This window comes from Chondrinema litorale (assembly GCF_026250525.1).
GTDB lineage: Bacteria > Bacteroidota > Bacteroidia > Cytophagales > Flammeovirgaceae > Chondrinema > Chondrinema litorale.
The window spans coordinates 50,913-68,762 of the sequence record NZ_CP111047.1 but is presented as its reverse complement, the minus strand read 5'-3'; the positions used below and the strand labels follow the sequence as shown (position 1 = coordinate 68,762).

Here is a 17,850-nt window from a genome sequence, read left to right as displayed (position 1 = left end):
AAAAAATACTGAAAATAGTGAAGTCTCTATCCTATCAATTTTCACATAAATTCTAATTTTATGTCACATTTCCCTCAATAAGTTACCAAGTAACTTTCTCGTCAAATATTAAAAAAAACATCAATAGTGAGCTTATTTAAGCTATTCCCCTATTTTGGACTGCATCCCATATCGGGAAAAGGCTTTTTCTAACTCATACCTCAATTAAGATTTAACTATTTGATTATTAAGTAATTACATCCAATATGCATTTCTGGAAAAAAAATTGATTTTATATATTTAGTACAAAATAGTGGTATTTATTTGATTAAAAACAGCTGTTTTGATACTGTTAATCCAGTTAACAACTGTTGGCATCAAATAATTTTATTTGAAAATCTTCGACATAATATTTGCATTGTTACTAACAAAACTTACTTCAACATTCTTCAACCTGACATGAAAAAGAGAATTTTAGTATTCTTAATATTAATTACTACTAGCTCAAGCATTGCATATCTGTTTTGGAATCAGGAATTGCAATACAAACAACCAACACCCGTGCCTAATGGCTACACACAAGTACCCGTTAGCAGCGTGATTAATCTAGATGTGAATCTAGAAGGAAAGCTTGACAACAAAACTGGAAAAAATGCATTTCTGCATTTTTTTAATCCATTGTGTCCTTGTTCAAGGTTTAATACCAAGCATGTTAATTACCTCATAGATACATATAAAGAAAATACAGAATTTATAGTGGTTGTTCCTCATGGAACAAAGACAGAAGAAGTGGAAGAGTTTTTCGAAACTTCAATTTCTGTTATATATGATGATAAAGATGGCTCTTTAGCAAAAGCTTGTGGTGTATACTCAACACCTCAGGCAGTAATTATCGACCAAGACAGTAAATTATATTTTAGAGGAAACTACAACAAATCACGATATTGTACTCTCCCACAAACAAACTATGCGGAGATCGCACTTAATAATTTAATTGATGGTAAACCTTCATCAGATTTTGGAAACCTGGCTTCAACTGCTTACGGTTGCCAATACAATGGTGAAAAACTGCCATTCTCGCTAGGGTCTATTCTACAATTTAAAAACTAGCAATTACAGATAAATAACCAGAAACTGAAACTATAAGGGTATTAACCCAAACTAACTTACTTAATAACAATATTGCCATATCAAGATCAGAATCAATTGATGATACACCATCATATATGGCATAAAATAGTTTCTAGTTATGCAACAGACAAGCAACAACTCAATAAATAATATTAGCAACAGAAAGGTCTTTAGAGAGATCTGGAAAAAAGCAGATAAAATAACTGCATATACCTTAATAGGTTACTTCATTTTTGGACTTTGTATAGCTCCAATTTATAATACATGGACAATAGGTTTAGGAGTTGGCACTTTGTGTTTAATCTCTTATTTCACAACCCTAAAACTTTTACCTAAATCTCAATTACATCAATACATTGCCAGTGCTGTTTATGCCATATTTATGGCTCAGTTCATCTATCAGATGCATGGCTTATTTGAGATGCACTTTTGGGTTTTTATCGGATGTACATTGTTAATTGTATACCAAAACTGGAAGCTCCAATTACCTTTAGTAGCGATCGTAGTATTACACCACGGTGCTTTTGCATACCTCCAATACACTGGAATGGACGATATCTATTTCACCCAGTTACAATATATGGATTTGCAAACATTCCTCTTCCATACTTTGCTGGCAACTGTCATCTTTATTATCTGTGGGTATTGGTCTTACGACTTGCGCAATAAAACCTTAGATATGAGCTCTAAGCAAAATCAGCTTGAGCGCCAGTTAAAAATTGCAAACTACAATAAAAAATTTGCTGAAAAAATTAGTGTTGGTGAGTTTAACACAAATTATAAACTAGCTGATGAAGAAGATGAACTAGGTAAAGCCTTGCTAATTATGCGAGATAATCTGGTAACTGCTGCGGAGGTTGAAAAGAATGATAAATTTATGCGAGAAGGTATTGCTCAATTGAGTGAAATACTTCAGCATCAATTTCATGATATGGAAGACCTATCTGACGAAATTATAAGCTTTGTCACCAAATATCTCGGTTTGAATCAGGCTGGTTTATTTGCTTTGAAAGACGATTATCTGGAAATGAAAGCTTGCTACGCTTACAATCGTAAGAAATTTCTTGATAAAAAGGTTATGCTTGGTGAAGGACTACTAGGTCAGGCATATTATGAAAAAGATATGATTTTTATGACCGAAGTTCCTGCTGACTATGTAGATATTACTTCTGGTTTAGGACATGCAACTCCTAGATGTATTGTAATTATGCCACTTATTTTTAATGAACAAGTGGTAGGTGTAATTGAATCTGCATCTTTTAATGTGTTGGATGATATACAGTTAAATTTCTTTAGAAAAGCTGCTGAAACCATTGCACTCTCATTAATCTCTATGAGAAATGCTCAGGAAACTAAAACGATGCTTTTAAGAACCCAAAAGCAAGCTGACCAAATGAGAGCGCAAGAAGAAGAACTCAGACAAAATATGGAAGAGTTACAGGCTACACAAGAAGAAATACAACGCCAATCTGAAATGAATGAATACTTCATGGACTTAATAAACAGAACTGGCGGTATGATTGCTGAGTTTGCTGGCGATGGAAAAGTACAAATGTTCAATGAAGCATTTGCAGAAGCTTTAGGAATTAGAACTAATCAATACAAAGCTTTTCCAGATATCTCTGGTAAAATAATATTATGGAGCAAAGAGGAAAAAGGTGATTATTTTAATAAATCGCTTACACTCCAAAACAACAAAGGAAATAGCTTTCAATTAGAAGCTGATTTCAGAAAAATATATGATTTTAAAGGCAACTTGACCAAGATAATTATGATCGGGAAAGAGGTAAAACAAGAAAGTGCTGTCTTGGTCTAGTCTACGAATTTAGATTCCGCTGTTTTAAATATTTCTTTATACGCAAGTGTTTTATGCCTTCAGGTACTTTACCTGATGGCATTTTTTCTTTTTTACATTCAGTTTTCTTCTTGTCAACCCTTAAGGTCGTTTTATCAATTTCTAATTGCCACTGATCAACTCCATTTTTTCTCCATAATTGAAGCAGGTATTTTTAATTAGTTGCTTGGTGTTACAAGCTGCTGTTAAACTATTGTCAGCAATTAATTTAAATCCAAATGAAAACTGTTTCTATTACCCTATTACTCTTCGTGCTTTTATCTTTCCAGAAGTTTCCCAGATATTCTCCACGTGATTTACAGGCAGATAAACAAACCATTGCATTTTTAGATAATTTCAGATCAGTCTACATCAAAAGCATGTTAGAAAATACACCTGAATTATTAAGCAGTTACTATGATGAAGATGTTCGCTTAATGCCAGAATTCCAGAAAACTATTTTTAGTGGAGAAGATGCACAAGCTTACTTTAATGCATTTGCCGAAAGGTTTGAATTGGAAGAATATAACAGAGAAAAAATTGAAATACTTGATTTGGGAAAAAGAGTGGTTGAGCTAGGCAATTTTACAATGAAGCTCAAATTGAAAAGTAATAGGAAAACTTATGATTTAGTAGGAAAATACGAGCAGTTTTGGTCGAAAGCTGACGGAGGTAAACTCTCACTCATTACCGAAGCTTGGAATTACAATCATGCAATAGAAATCTCTGAACAATTAAAATTTAATGAAGTGCCTTCAACTAATGTGGCTTTACAGGCACATGTGACAATTAATGATCCAATCAGTTTTGAGTTGGCTGCTTTAAATAAGCTTATGGAAGAAGCCATTATCAAACACGACAGCAAGCTTTGGGCACAATTTTATTCTGATGAGGGAATGTTTATTTACAGCTTCAACCCTATTTACAAAGGACGAAAAGCCTTGGATGATTTTCTAGAAAAACACACTGCTGAAATGCCCATTTTTGAAAAATTAGATATTAGAAACGATCAAATTGACGACCTTGGAGAGTTTGTGATTGAATACGCCAGCCATACAGCCATTGTAAAAAGTGGAGATTATTCTGGCATAAACACTGGTAAAGATCTTCGCATTTGGAGAAGAGAAGGCAATGGGCATTTAAAGATTTTTAGAGCCATGGCTATGTACGACTAAATATAAGTAAAAAGGCATTGCACCTGATAATTATCAATTGCAATGTCTTTTTGTTATTGTTGTTTACCTACAAGCTATCTTTTTACATTTATTCTAGGAAAAACATTATATATCTTATTACCATTCAAGGTTTTTAATTTTGCCTCAAACTTTTTACTTGTTGTTAAATCTAACTGATATACATGCTTTCCGTAATTTGTAGCATTTTTAGCTAATTTGCTCCTATAAAATTGAGCGAAATCTGTAGAAGAGTAATTTTCCAATACATCATTGTTTACTCTTACACCATCAATCCATATACCGTATATTTTGGGATCTTTCCATGCTTCAAATTCTGTCTTTGTTGGTACTTTTTTTTCCGTTGGTTTGCATAAAAAAATTACAACTTCTTGCCTATTTTGTTGAGCTTTACTCATTTTATAATACGTATCTATTAAGGCGTCTTTTTCATCTTTGCCTACTTCGTAACGGGAAATTTGATTTATCTTTTTCTTCCCATTTTCATCTAACCCCAAATAAGGCTCAATTGCTTTATCAAAAGCCTTTTGTAGTTCCGCTTCTTTATCTGGTTGGTTGGTTTGCGAAGTTGAAGTAACGTCAACCAATTCGTAGTTCGTTTCACTACCTGTCTCCTGCCCCACTGTTTTCTTACTAAAAATCCATGTTACCAAAACCAATACTGGAATGATAAAAAACTGCTTGAGTAAAATTCTCTTGGTAAATCTTTTTTTGCCAATCATATTTAATCGAGTTTTAGTTTTTAAAAAATTGAATGGACTGGATAGCCTTTCTGCAAAAAGTGGCTTGTTTTCACTAGCGATGTATTGGACTATCAGTTTTTTATAATCGATAGTATTAGTGTGTTTTTTTATCACTTCATCATCTGCTAAAAACTCATGATTTAGACGAATTGCAGCCCTAAACAAATAAAAGATAGGATTAACCCAACAGCATGTAAGCAGCAATTCTACCAATAAGATGTCTAGTGTATGTTTTTGTTTAGCATGTGCCATCTCATGATCAATAATTTGCTCTGCTATTAACCCATCTTCGTAATCCTGTTTATTTACAAATATGTATTTGAGATAGGTAAATGGTGTTTGACTATGCTTTGTTAAAATGAGTTTTGCATTTTGATATTTTTTCTGTTCTGTACCTCTCAGTTTGCTAAGCATAATCATCTGAGATACGATAAACTGTACTAACAAAAAGACTGAAACAGTAATGTATAAAGCTAAGCCTATGGAAAGCAATTCAATTTCAAGGTTTTTTGTATCATCCTTTTGGATCACTTCAACATTTTCAGCAGCATATGTGGGATATGGAATGTCGATAGTTTCAATTTGAGCAATGTCTGTAGCCTGTATTTCAAACTCTACGAGTGGAATTACCAAAGAAGCAATTAGGCTCAATAACAGATAAAACCCGTTGAATTGGTGCATCTTTTCTTTTTGGAGAAATGCATGATAAATACCGATAAAGATGCCCGAAACCAGTAATACATTGATGTAGTAGGTAATCATTTTTTTGATTTTTTCATCTCTTCATCAACCATTTTCTTTAAAGCTTCCAACTCCTCATAGGTCAGTTTTTGAGATTGGGTGAAAAAAGAGGCAAATTTTAAGGCTGAGTTACCAAAGTAGTTTTTGATCAATTTGCCCAAATGCTTAGAGAAGTAGTCTTCTTTTTTTACTAGTGGATAGTACTGTCGAGAGTTTCCATACAAAGTGTATCCAACAAACTCTTTTTCTTGCAAGCGCTTGAGCAAAGTTGCTACTGTGGTTTTTGCTGGCTTAGGTTCAGGATATTGATCGAGCAGATTTTTCATAAAAACTTGCCCATTTTCCCAGATCAATTCCATTAGGCTTTCTTCTGCTGCTGATAACTTCATTGTTCTATTATTTTGTAACATGTTCTACAATTATAGAACAATGAGATAAATAAAACAACTTTTGGGTATGAAAAATGATTTTAGATATAAATGTGGATTAAGGCAAATTGATATACATATTTTGCTTCCTGTATTTACAATGATCACTATCAGACCAAAAATATGTAAAACAATACTTATTTTTTAATCTATTGTCTCTACCGATTGTTAAACATGTCATATCAGGATTATTTTCTATATCAACATCACAGTCTCTATAAGATAAACCAAATCTTGATTTTCTAAATAATTCGAATGGTAAGTAATTACTTCCTACCTCTCTCCTTATTTTAAATATGTAAAACCCATGACCACTCTTAGTTGATTTTACATTTAAAATTTCATTACCCTTATACAGCATTTTATATTTCTCTCCACCATTACCAGCATCTGTAAAGATTACTTTTATTGAATCAATTTCTTGACAATATCCATACTCTACACAAGATAAAAGAAGAACAAAACCAATTAACTTCATGATATCAAACTAGCAATTTTAGTTATACTTAAAAACCTCAACATCACTCCTCTAAGCCTTTTTGCTCTTCTTCTGAATCACTTTGCAGGTTTTTGATGTTTTCTTTGGCGGGTAAATTTTCTGGAATAATGCCTTTTTCGAGAAGGGCTTCTCTTACAGCTGCATGGTTATCTTCGTTGGAAGATTTGATTTCGTCTGTTTCGTCAAAATCTTTTTCTACTGTGTGGTAATGGGTCATTTGCGTAGCTAAATCGCGGGCTTTCATCAGTACTGTTTCCAATAACTCATCTTCTAGCGCTTTACCATTCATGAGCACTTGCTTGCCAGCTTCGTCTATTTCGATATAGTTTTGCTCGTCAACACCTCTTTCCAGTAAAGTATATTTAAATTTTTGCTTGGTGGTTTCTAATTCCATAAAAGCAGCAAAACGCTTGTTTTTGGCTAGCTTTACCAATGTTTCTTCACACTGGATAAAGTATCTCCTAATTTGCTTACCTTTGCTGTTGCGTTCCATAAGTGCCACCTCTTTGGCAGCAGATATGGTGAGATGAAACTCATTGGTTTTGGAACGTTTCACAATTTTGTGAAATGTAAAATAATCCTTGTCTTTTATCAGATCGCATTCATCTATGCGCTGTTTTATCCAGTCGGCAAATCTTCTTCTACTCTCCAGAGAAACCCAAAGTTCTCTAGCATCCACCAAATTTCCCTGATATATTTTTACAAGTTCCATAACACTAAATTAAATGAATTTCTCAATCAGACAGGGTTTTAAAAGAATTTGTTTAAGATTTGACTCCAGATACTTAGAAAGAATTAGCGGATTTAAGCAATTCCATCTTCAAATCACAACGTAACTCATTAAAAAAGTTAATAAAGCTTAAAAAGGCTAATTAGATATACAGTTTCAAACAAAAAGAAGATTAGCTCTCAACTTCAGAACCAATCTCCTTTAATGATTTTTGATACCAAATTATTTGCTAAACAACACTTCTCGGAGTTGCTCTAAACTTTTGATAGATTGTGCCAGTGCTTTTTCGTCTTTTTCACTAATTGCTTTCTCTACACTGCTAAAAATATTGCTCTTCAATTTAAGTACTTTGCTATCTTCTGTTTTGGTTTTGCTTGTAGCTTTTTCACCTCCAACAGCATTTTTCCAAGAACTTCCTTTTTTTAAAGCCTTTCCAATTTTGGCAACCCCTGCACTATCTGTCTCTGCTAGTTTGATCAGTTGCGTTTTAGGGATCTTAATTTCCTTATTTAATATTTTCTTTTTGAGATCAGCATCATCACCGACTAAGGCATCTACTGCATCCACAAATTTTTCGTCACGTTGAATGGTGCTGCTTGAAACATTGTGTTGCTCGGCAAGTATCTGTACAGTTCGTTTAGGGTTGGCGGTTTCGGTAGCAGGTTCTTCCGTTTTTGTAGCAATACCAGATTGCCAGCCTTGCTTTTTCTTTTCCCTTTTATACTGCAATCCTCTTAACCACGACTTGGTTTCTTCCGTTACATTTCGTCTGCCTAACTGGTTGTTTATCATCCAATCTTTGGCGGCTTCCATATCTGCAAAATCCTTTACCAGAATTTTAAAATCAACAGAATTCTTTTTGCAGATTTTGTAGCGGTTGTGTCCATCGACCAACACAAACTTATCTTCTTCACTTTTCCATAAAACCAGTGGCTCGCGGCAACCTTCAGCCAGAATGTTTTCTTCTAGTTGTTGGAACTCTTCATCCGACAAAGGGAAAATAAGTTTTTCCAGTTCATCCAGAATTACGATGTTGTCTTTTATCTGAGCATCGTTGCTCTTCTCCTGCTCTTTGGCTTTTTGGATGATATCCGAAATTCCGGTTTTATTTAAAAATTTCTTCTTGGCCATTTTATCTTCTTCCTTTTAAATTCTTTCGGCGATATTTTGCGCTCAGTAATTTTTCAAAATCAATTAAATCTCATGCAAAATCTCTTTGCACAATTGCATGTAATCTGTAGCTCCGTTACTGTTTGAATCATATTCAAAAATATCTGAACCTGCAGCACTTGCTTCTTCCAACGCTACATTTTGTCTAATTACCGTATCAAAAACTTTGTTAGGATATACATTTCTCACAGTTTCTGCCATCTCCCTTCTTAGCACAGTATGGTTCAATTTGGTAAGTAGCAAACCTTCTGTTTCTAAATCAGGATTCAATTCTTCCTGTACATCTTTTACAACATCAATAATGGTTTGTAAACCTTTTACAGAAAGGAAAGCCGACTCAACTACAACTAAAATACTGTTGGCTGCAATCAAAGCATTTAAGGTTAAAATACCCAAACTCGGCGGGCAGTCAATCAATACATAATCGTAATCTTTGGCTTCTTTTTTCAATGCCTTTTTCATTCTGAAATAACCATTTATCTCAGCCTGTAATTTTTGCTCGGCATTCATATACGAAAGCTCGGCGGGTACTAAATCTAGTCGCTCGGCAATTGGTACAACTGGCAAAGATTTATTCTCACACATGGTGTCGTATATTGAACTCTCAATATTTTTTACTCCACAAGAAACTGTAAGATTTGCCTGAGGATCGTTGTCAACCATCAACACTTTTTTACCAAAAATAGCAAGCGCTTTTGAGAGATTATGTACGCTTGTTGTTTTGCCAACTCCACCTTTGTGATTAACAACTGCAATGACTTTCATATAAAAAATTTAATGATGAGGATATTTCTTTTAATGGGGTCAAACATATAAGTTTTTACTATGTATTCAAATTGAATACATATAAAATCAGATATATATTTCTGTGAACTTTTACAGCTTTTTTATTTTTAGAATAGAAAATGAAAATGCTGTTTTAAATTATTTATGTTTTTTAAATTATTTAAAATATATGGGTGTAAATTTACCACATAAATAACTGATAATCAAATATATACAACACTTTCTATTTACAAACTATCGCCAACTTTGTTACCTTTTGTAGCCAACTTTGCTACCTACTATCGCCAATGGTGCTACACAAAACGGTCAACCTTGCTACATATATGAGACAACCACCTTATTTGCGTATTCACAATTATAAAATAAGCTCGTTTGCTACAAAACATCGCCAACTTATTACAGTATAAGTGTATTCAATAATGTGTTATAATATCTATTTGTAGCAGAATAGTGCAATGTTGTATATTATAAGCTGCTACAAAACATCGCCAACCTAATGATTGCATCTGTATTTGAAGTTAAATAGCAAATAGCATTTAAATGCTACAAACAATCGCCAACCATAATAAAATTTAAATGAGGTTGGCGATTGTCTGTTACTTACTATAGCCAACTATGCTACATTTATAAAGTTTCTCATCAAAATTTATCTAATCAGGTAGTAAAATAAGAAAGATATTTAGGAAGTATTCTGAGAAAAGTTTCACAATAGTATCTACTAGTGTGTCCACATCTGTAGCAGCACTTGCTTTTGTAGCTGATGCAATTTGTTACCAACTATAGCCAACCTAAATAATATTTAAATTGATGGCTTTAATAATTTTCTCCCAATAAAAAATTAGCCAAAATTTATTTGGTAATTGGGCAATTAATTAAAATCAATTTTTGCCTTGTCGCTACAGGAGCACTGAAATTGAATTGTTACCAACTATAGCCAACCTAAACCAAGTATCTAATTTGTAAGTGTATTTGTTACCAACTGTAGCCAACCATATAAAGATTGTAGCAAAAATTAATATGCCATGCTACAGACTATCGCCAACTAGTAAAAAAGGCTGTTTTTAAAGCTTAAATTTAAGGTAGATGTTTAATGAGATTGTATTTTATAAGCTATGCGCTTAGAAAGCTTGATTTTATGAGTAGCGTTGAAGTTTTACTTCAAGAAGGAATAATAAGTGATTTGCTACAGATTATCGCCAACTAGTTTTAGACACTTAGAATTTGTACTTACAGAATTAAATCTGCTGCAAATGAGGAAAATTCAGCTCCAAATAAGGCAAAGCGCATTTATTTGTTACAAACTATCGCCAACTTATTCCCCAATAAACTATCAATCTGGCTACTGAATAATAGATAATAATTAAAAAAACCTGATCTGTAAGTTTTGCTACAAATCAGGTCACACGGAATTTTAGTAAAATTCGATTGTTACAAACTATCGCCAACTTCTTTCTTTAAAGTAGCTGTCGTTTATGTGGAATATATATTTTTGTTCCCCCCAATTATTTACGGTTTCCTCGTAGTTAATAATAATGCCCAGCTCAATTGCACATTGGAAAGCCTGATTAAATCTGTCGCGAATTCTAGATTTCTGTCTAGACTCTACATACTTTTCTAATCGCATTACAGAGATCATGGTATCGTATTTCATTTCAATTTTATCGCTGGTGCTCTTTTGCGCATAAGCTAGCAAGTTCACTATAAAAAATTGAATGGCTGGTGAAACCCTTTTCCCTCCTAGTGCTTTTACAATATCTTTATTTAGATACTTGGGTACATTAAAGTAGTTACGTTGTAAACCTTTTAGAAATACACCATCTATTACCACCTTTAAGCTATCAGAGACTTTGGTTTTGTGAGTCGATTTATTGTACTCTTCAGTTTTCTCGATATTCTTAATATCTACCAATCTTCTAATACGAATACCTCTTACCGTTTTTCTAATATTTTTATCTTCTGTTCGGTATTCGTAAGGCAATACAAACTCACGGTTATGCAGTTCGAGCAAGGCTCTTTTTGCTTGTTCTCTTGCCCTACCCCCATAGCGCATTTTACCATCTTTCTCTTTCTTTTTGGTGAGTCCGAACAGATCGTAATATTCAGAGATAGTGAAGTTCATCACTGCCGAATCTATTTCGTCTATGTATTTGATGCTATTTTCAGAGATGGCTTTGTTTACAATACCGTTAATGGCTTGCAAAGCTTTAAGCTCATTTATAGAAAAATCGCGGGTAATGAGTTGCAGGGTTTCTTCTGGAATTCGATCTTCAATAAAAGTTGGAATATCCAAAGCCTGAGAAGGTGTATCAGGGTCTTTGGTTTTGTTGTTTTCCAGAATCTGAGAGATTTTCTTATTAAAAAGATCGAGGTCTTTCTGCTTCTCAATAGTATCTTTTTCCGAAAAAATGTAAAGCTGTTTGTTGTTGAGATGTCGGCGAGTCATCACCTTTAACAACTCGTGTCCATGCCTAATTACATTCTTCGATGGGTCTTCTTTTAATTCTTCTTCGGTAAATTGTTTTTTGAAAGCAATCGCCAGAATATGCGCGAGCGATTTTATATAATCTTCTCGTTCTACTTTGCCATTACTTTCAGTAATTTCTAGTGCACTATTATTTGCAAATTTTTCAAGCTCTGGTTCTAATGGCCCCATTTTCCGCATCACTTCCAAAAATCTTTTGTAGGCACCCACAGCTTCAGTAACATCTTCAATTTTAGAAATGGCTATCCCATTATCCAGCACCTCCAATACCTGTTTGGTAATAGTTCCAGAATATCCATTCTCCTTTAAAAAGCCACTAATTTTATCTTTAAACTCCTTATTCATTCCGTCAAAAAACTCTTCTTAAATTATTACAAAGTAAATATAACTATTAAATTGAAAACCGGAGAATTGAAGCGATTGATCACAAGTTTTGTATGTATTCAAATTGAATACATGTATGCAAGTTTTTTGATTTGTAATGAAAAAGATACTTTTTGTTTGTACTATTAATAGAATGCGAAGTGCAACAGCTCATACTATTTTTAAAGATGATGGATGAAAGATTTGAAGCAGTTATCAAAAAAGAATTAATTTAGTTTCTTAATTAACCTCATTGAGTAAGTAAGTTTCTTTTTTTGCATAAAAGGATTTAGCAACGAATACTTTTCGAATAGAATTTTTAAAAAGTATTCACTAACTTGTCTGAAATATGAAAATAAAAATACGAACAAACTATAGTGATGATATCCTCAATAGGTAATGGAGTAAAAAAAGAAGGGGCTCAAAATCTTAATTTAAAACAGCATTTTCGGAGCAAGCCAGAGGCAGATCAAACCACATGGGATGCCTTTTACAAAGGAGAAACAGAAGCGATAAATATTATTTATCAGCAGCATGTAGACCTTATGTATAATTATGGTTGCCAGTTAACGAAAGACACAGAACTGGTAAGAGATTGCATACAAGAAGTATTCTTACAATTAATTAAATATCAAAGTAAAATAAAGCCGGTAATTTCTGGCAGAACGTATTTATTAAAATCTCTACAAAGAGAAATTCTTAGAAAGAAAAAGAAAGATAATAGATACACTTTGCAAGAAGAGTTTGACGAAAGCCAGTCTTTTGCCATCTCACTTTCAACAGAAATGAAGCTAATCGAAAACCAGTTAACAGAGCACAAACGGAAACTGTTAAAAGCTACATTCGATAAATTGCCTACCAAACAGCGCGAAGCAATTATGCTGTACTACTACGAGGGTTTTACTTACGAAGAAATTTCTCACATTATGGGAATTAAACTGGTAAAGTCTGCTCGTAAACTTATATATAAAGCCATTTCTTCTATAAAGTCGGCATTACAGGGCGAACACATAGACCTTATGTTACCTCTATTAATTGCAGCTTTTTTATCGCTGAATTTATAGCAGAAAAAAAAATTAAAAAATTTTTGAGAAAAAGGGGGGCATCTAAAAACGGCCTTCCTCTTTAGCTACAGAAGAAAAGGGAAATCCCCTTTCTCTCATTGAATAACAAGTACTTCTGTAGCTGAAGAAAAGTAAATATGAATTATAAAAATTATAATCTAGAAGACTTTTTAAAAGATGAGTTTTTCATCAAATGGGTGCGAGAACCTAATCAGGATAGTGATCGGTTCTGGCAGCAGTGGATTGCCAATAATCCACAAAAGAAACAAGAAGTACTTGAAGCCTCCCAAATTATTAAATCACTCAGGTACGAACATGAGTACCAACTTGAAGAAGCTGCACGAAACGAAATAATTAGTAACATTCTTGGCAATGTAAGACAAATCCAAAAAGAACAGGTTCAACAAAGTACTTTCAACTATACAAGAGTGGCAGCAGCCATTACTTTACTGCTCGTTTCAGGCTTGTTATTTTGGTTTATCAATAACTATAATGATGGAAATTCGCCAGAAACAAAACTTTCTGAGCAGTATATAACAAAGAGCACCATTGCAGGGCAGCGATTAACCATTACACTTTCTGATGGTAGTAAAATAAAACTGAATACCAATACAGAAATCTCTTTTCCAGAAAAGTTTAGCGATTCTATAAGATTGGTAAAAGTATTAAAAGGCGAAGTGTTTTTTGAAGTAACCAAAAATAAACACAAGCCATTTGTGGTACAGACTGGAGATATAAAAACTAGGGTACTAGGCACCTCATTTAATGTAAATTATAGTAAAACGGCACAGCAATTAAATGTGGCACTTGTTACAGGCAAGGTACAAGTGATTAGAGGCGATAGTATCCATCATTTAGTACCTTCTGAGATGATTCACTTTGAAGATGAATCAGTGGTGAAAAGCAACTTTGATCCATTGCCGATTACAGGCTGGAAAGATGGAATTCTGGTATTCGAAAAAGTAACTTTTATAGAAGCAATAGCGCGATTAGAAGAGTGGTATGGTGTATCAATAGAATATACCAAGCACAACGATGGCATATATAGTGGAGTGTTTGAAAACGAAAGTTTAGAAAATGTACTAGAAGGCTTAGGCTTTACTACAGACTTTAATTACGAACTAAAAAACAAAAAAGTAATCCTCAAATAATATGGAAATGTACAATAACACAAGCTAGTAGAGCAACAAAAAAAACTCCGGAATATCGGACACAATGGGGATTGTAAGATACGATACTACCGGAGCAGCATTTTGGCTTATTTTTTTACCAAAACATTTAAAAATATGAAATTGAAAATTATACGACAACTTTTCATTATGTCGAAATACTTTCTTTATGTTTTTTTTATACAGGCTTTCTTTTCCAGTATGCTACTGGCCAATGAAGGTATGTCTCAACAAAGCATTCACAAAATAAAGCTAAGCATAGCTTTTGAAGACCAAAACATGGGAGAGGTCTTCGAAACGCTGCACGATAAAACAGGTTTTTATTTTACCTATAACCATAATGAGTTTAATGAAAACTTAACAGTTTCCAACAGTTTTAGAGATGAGTCATTGGGGGAAATTCTAGGCTATTTTTCTCAAAAAATGAATCTGGCATTTAAGCGGATTAATAATAATATCTATGTAAAATCTGTAAGAAAATCTTCTGAAAAAGTGGTGGAAGAAGAAATCATTCCCATTCAGAATGTAATTACAGGACAAGTTTTTTCAGCAGAAGATAGTGAGCCGCTACCGGGTGTGAGTATTTTAATTAAAGGAACATCATCTGGAACTACCACAGACATAGATGGTAAATATTCTTTAAATGTGACGAACGATGCTGTTTTGCAGTTTAGTTATATCGGCTACGAAACACAGGAAGTAACAGTTGGTACGCAAACTTCCATTAATATTTCTATGGAGCCTGACATGGAACAGTTGGAAGAAGTTGTAGTAATTGGTTACGGCACAGCTCAGAAAAAAAATGTGATTGGAGCAGTTGATAAAATTGAATCAAAATCATTAGAAGGCAGAGCTGCTGGTACACTAAGCGAAGCATTACAGGGTACATCTGCTAATTTAATTATACAACAGCCAAATTCAGAACCGGGAGCAGGAGTAAATATCAATATCAGAGGTATAAGTACCATGAATAATAACTCACCACTAGTAGTTATCGATGGACTTATTGGTGGCGATATGTCGTTACTCAATCCAGCAGATATTGAAAGTATCTCTATTTTGAAAGATGCAGGTAGTGCTGCTATTTATGGTTCAAGATCGGCAAATGGTGTAATTCTTATTACTACCAAAAAAGGAAAGAAAAACACCAAGCCCACAGTTTCTTTCCAAAGTCAGGTTGGTGTGAACTCACCGCAGTTGTTGTACGAACCGGTAAAAGGATACGAAAATGCCATACTTAGAAATCAGGCTTTGGTAAATGGTGGATCAGCGCCAATTTATTCACCTGATGAAATTAGGCAAATGTATGAGCAGGGAGATAATGAATGGTTCTTAGAGTCTATCTTAAAAGATGCGCTACGCCAAAGCTACAATGTAAGCATTACAGGTGGTAATGAGAGTACGACTTACATGGTTTCTGGTGGTTACTTAGATCAGGAGAGTAATTTCGTAGGAGCAGATTATGGATTTAAGCGCTATAACCTCAGAATGAACATGACCAATGAAATTGGTCGCTTAAAGTTGACTTCTATACTTGCTTATACTCGATCAGGAATTAAAACACATACTTCTCAAACAGGTACACTTATCGTAGATGCAGGTAGAATTCCTCCGTATTATTTCTACTCAATGAAAGAGGATGGAAAGTACCTCACAAACGACGTATTAACCGAGTTTAACCCATTGGGTATTCTAGAAAAAGGAGGTTTAAGAGAGTCTGACAACGATAATATTTTCGGTAACCTAAGTGCCGAATTTAAAATAATAGATGGCTTAAAAATTAGAGGTGTTTTTGGTGGAGATTTAAAAGCTAACCACACACTTATGAAGGTAAAGCAAGTAGACTATTATTCTTCTGTAAGCGCGACTTCACCAAGTAGTACTTCGGGTTCAGATAGAAGCACGCATGACGACAATGAGAAAATCCTGAATCTGAATACTCAGTTAATGTTGGATTATGATAATTACATTGGTAATGATCATCACATTGGTGGATTAATAGGTGTTTCAAATGAGTCTTACACCAGAGAAAGTAATGGAATTAGACTGAAGTATACCGACCCAGACTTAAACACGCCAATTACAGAAACAGTAATAGAAACTGGTACTTATGCTACTCCACAAGGTACTACAGAAAGTAGTTTGTACTCCATGTTTGGTCGCGCTAACTATTCATTTAGAGATAAATACTTAATAGAGTTTAGCTTTAGGTACGATGGTTCTTCTAAGTTTAGTAAAGATAACCGTTGGGGATTTTTCCCTTCTGCCTCTGCCAGTTGGAGACTTACAGAAGAGAATTTTATGTCGGGTTATAGAGAGCGTGTGGGTAATTTGAAATTAAGAGGATCTTATGGAATCTTGGGTAATCAAAACGTAGCAGATTATCAATATCAAACTACATATAATATCTTCACCAATGCCTATGGCTTTAATAATGGAGCTGTTGCTGGTACTAGTTTTACTTTTGCTAATGAAGACTTGCGTTGGGAAAAATCAGCTACGTTCAATGCAGGTATAGATGCTACATTTCTGGATGATAAGTTAACAGTTACGCTAGATTACTTTAATAAACTCACTTCAGATATTCTTATACCTCCGGCTGTTCCGGGAACTTACGGTGGTGCTGTTCCTAATTACAATGCAGGTAAGATGCGTAACCAAGGTTGGGAAGCTACTTTAGGTTATCGTACAATGGGAGAGGTTGTCGATCATTCATTCAGTTTTAACATAGGTGATTCTTGGAATGAGGTAGTCTATTTTGAAGGTGGAGAACAGATTAATTCTTCCGATCAGATGCAGCGCATCATTAGAGAGGGATTGCCTTTTAACTCTTATTTGGGTTACAAAAGAGATGGATATTTCCAAAATATGGAAGAAGTGCAAAATGGAGCCAAGCCAATTGGCAGTACTGTTTCTCCTGGAGACATCCGATACAACGATAAAAATAATGATGGTGTAATAGACGATCAAGACAGGTTTATTCTAGGGAATGCATTTCCGAGATATACCTTTGGTTTCAGATACGAAATGGCTTGGAAAAACCTAGACTTCAGTTTCTTGCTACAAGGTGTAGGACAGAGAAAGATGTTTTTACGTGGAGAGTTGGTTGAGCCTTTCCATTCTAATTACTCTTATACCATGTATACCAACCAGCTCGATTTTTGGACTCCGATTAATCCAGATGCAGAATATCCAAGACTGGCTGCACCGGGTTCGGCTTCAAATTCTAACAACTACGGAAAAAGCTCAGACCTTTACCTATTTGATGCATCATACATCCGCCTTAAAAATATTCAGTTGGGTTACACATTCCCCACACCTTGGATGGATAAAATCGGTGTAAAATCTTTGAGATTCTATGTAAATGCGCAAAACCTATTTACACTTTCTAACATCACTTTTATCGATCCTGAATCTACTGAGTTTGACGGCAATATGAGTAGTGGAGGAGCAAACAGTGGTAGAAGCTATCCTACACTGAGATATTATGGATGTGGATTAAATGTGAATTTTTAGTAAAGGTCGAACAACAAACATT

At 34.2% G+C, this 17,850-nt stretch carries 13 protein-coding genes; 6 read left to right on the top strand and 7 right to left on the bottom strand.

All coding sequences use genetic code 11. The features are described from left to right. Positions 1–438 precede the first annotated feature (438 nt). From OQ292_RS26435 to OQ292_RS26425, 3 genes are all read left to right on the top strand, one after another. Positions 439–1,089 (top strand): DUF6436 domain-containing protein, encoded by a 651-nt coding sequence (locus OQ292_RS26435; protein WP_284687310.1) that lies wholly within the window; start codon positions 439–441, stop codon positions 1,087–1,089. A 139-nt stretch (positions 1,090–1,228) separates the two neighbouring features. Next, positions 1,229–2,926: a GAF domain-containing protein gene (locus tag OQ292_RS26430; RefSeq protein ID WP_284687309.1), complete on the top strand. Its 1,698-nt coding sequence runs from the start codon at positions 1,229–1,231 to the stop codon at positions 2,924–2,926. 257 nt (positions 2,927–3,183) lie between these two features. Continuing rightward, positions 3,184–4,119: a nuclear transport factor 2 family protein gene (locus OQ292_RS26425; RefSeq protein ID WP_284687308.1), complete on the top strand. Its 936-nt coding sequence runs from the start codon at positions 3,184–3,186 to the stop codon at positions 4,117–4,119. 74 nt (positions 4,120–4,193) lie between these two features. Here OQ292_RS26425 and OQ292_RS26420 read toward each other — a convergent pair whose 3' ends face one another. The 7 genes from OQ292_RS26420 to OQ292_RS26390 form a co-directional block, all read right to left on the bottom strand. After that, a complete protein-coding gene (locus OQ292_RS26420; RefSeq protein ID WP_284687307.1) occupies positions 4,194–5,642 on the bottom strand; it encodes a M56 family metallopeptidase in 1,449 nt (482 codons plus the stop codon). Further along, positions 5,639–6,010, bottom strand: coding sequence for a BlaI/MecI/CopY family transcriptional regulator (locus OQ292_RS26415; RefSeq protein WP_284687306.1), 372 nt, complete (start codon positions 6,008–6,010; stop codon positions 5,639–5,641). The genes OQ292_RS26420 and OQ292_RS26415 overlap by 4 nt, the downstream gene beginning before the upstream one ends. A gap of 97 nt (positions 6,011–6,107) precedes the next feature. Continuing rightward, positions 6,108–6,527 carry a hypothetical protein gene (locus tag OQ292_RS26410; RefSeq protein WP_284687305.1) on the bottom strand — a complete coding sequence of 140 codons (420 nt, stop codon included), beginning with the start codon at positions 6,525–6,527 and terminating at the stop codon, positions 6,108–6,110. Positions 6,528–6,570: 43 nt separating this feature from the next. After that, positions 6,571–7,260, bottom strand: a complete 690-nt coding sequence (locus tag OQ292_RS26405; protein WP_284687304.1) for an antA/AntB antirepressor family protein — start codon at positions 7,258–7,260, stop codon at positions 6,571–6,573. Between the two features lie 240 nt (positions 7,261–7,500). Continuing rightward, on the bottom strand, positions 7,501–8,409 hold the full coding sequence (locus tag OQ292_RS26400; RefSeq protein WP_284687303.1) for a ParB N-terminal domain-containing protein: 909 nt from the start codon (positions 8,407–8,409) through the stop codon (positions 7,501–7,503). 63 nt (positions 8,410–8,472) lie between these two features. After that, entirely contained in the window at positions 8,473–9,213 is a 741-nt protein-coding gene (locus OQ292_RS26395; RefSeq protein ID WP_284687302.1) for a ParA family protein, read from the bottom strand. A 1,456-nt stretch (positions 9,214–10,669) separates the two neighbouring features. Further along, positions 10,670–12,061 (bottom strand): hypothetical protein, encoded by a 1,392-nt coding sequence (locus OQ292_RS26390; RefSeq protein WP_284687301.1) that lies wholly within the window; start codon positions 12,059–12,061, stop codon positions 10,670–10,672. A gap of 398 nt (positions 12,062–12,459) precedes the next feature. Between OQ292_RS26390 and OQ292_RS26385 the strand changes: the two genes are divergently transcribed. The 3 genes from OQ292_RS26385 (at position 12,460) to OQ292_RS26375 (ending at position 17,828) form a co-directional block, all read left to right on the top strand. After that, positions 12,460–13,143, top strand: coding sequence for an RNA polymerase sigma factor (locus tag OQ292_RS26385; RefSeq protein WP_284687300.1), 684 nt, complete (start codon positions 12,460–12,462; stop codon positions 13,141–13,143). Positions 13,144–13,280: 137 nt separating this feature from the next. Continuing rightward, positions 13,281–14,294 (top strand): FecR family protein, encoded by a 1,014-nt coding sequence (locus OQ292_RS26380; protein WP_284687299.1) that lies wholly within the window; start codon positions 13,281–13,283, stop codon positions 14,292–14,294. Between the two features lie 219 nt (positions 14,295–14,513). Further along, positions 14,514–17,828 carry a SusC/RagA family TonB-linked outer membrane protein gene (locus tag OQ292_RS26375; RefSeq protein ID WP_284687298.1) on the top strand — a complete coding sequence of 1,105 codons (3,315 nt, stop codon included), beginning with the start codon at positions 14,514–14,516 and terminating at the stop codon, positions 17,826–17,828. The last annotated feature ends 22 nt before the right edge of the window (positions 17,829–17,850 follow it).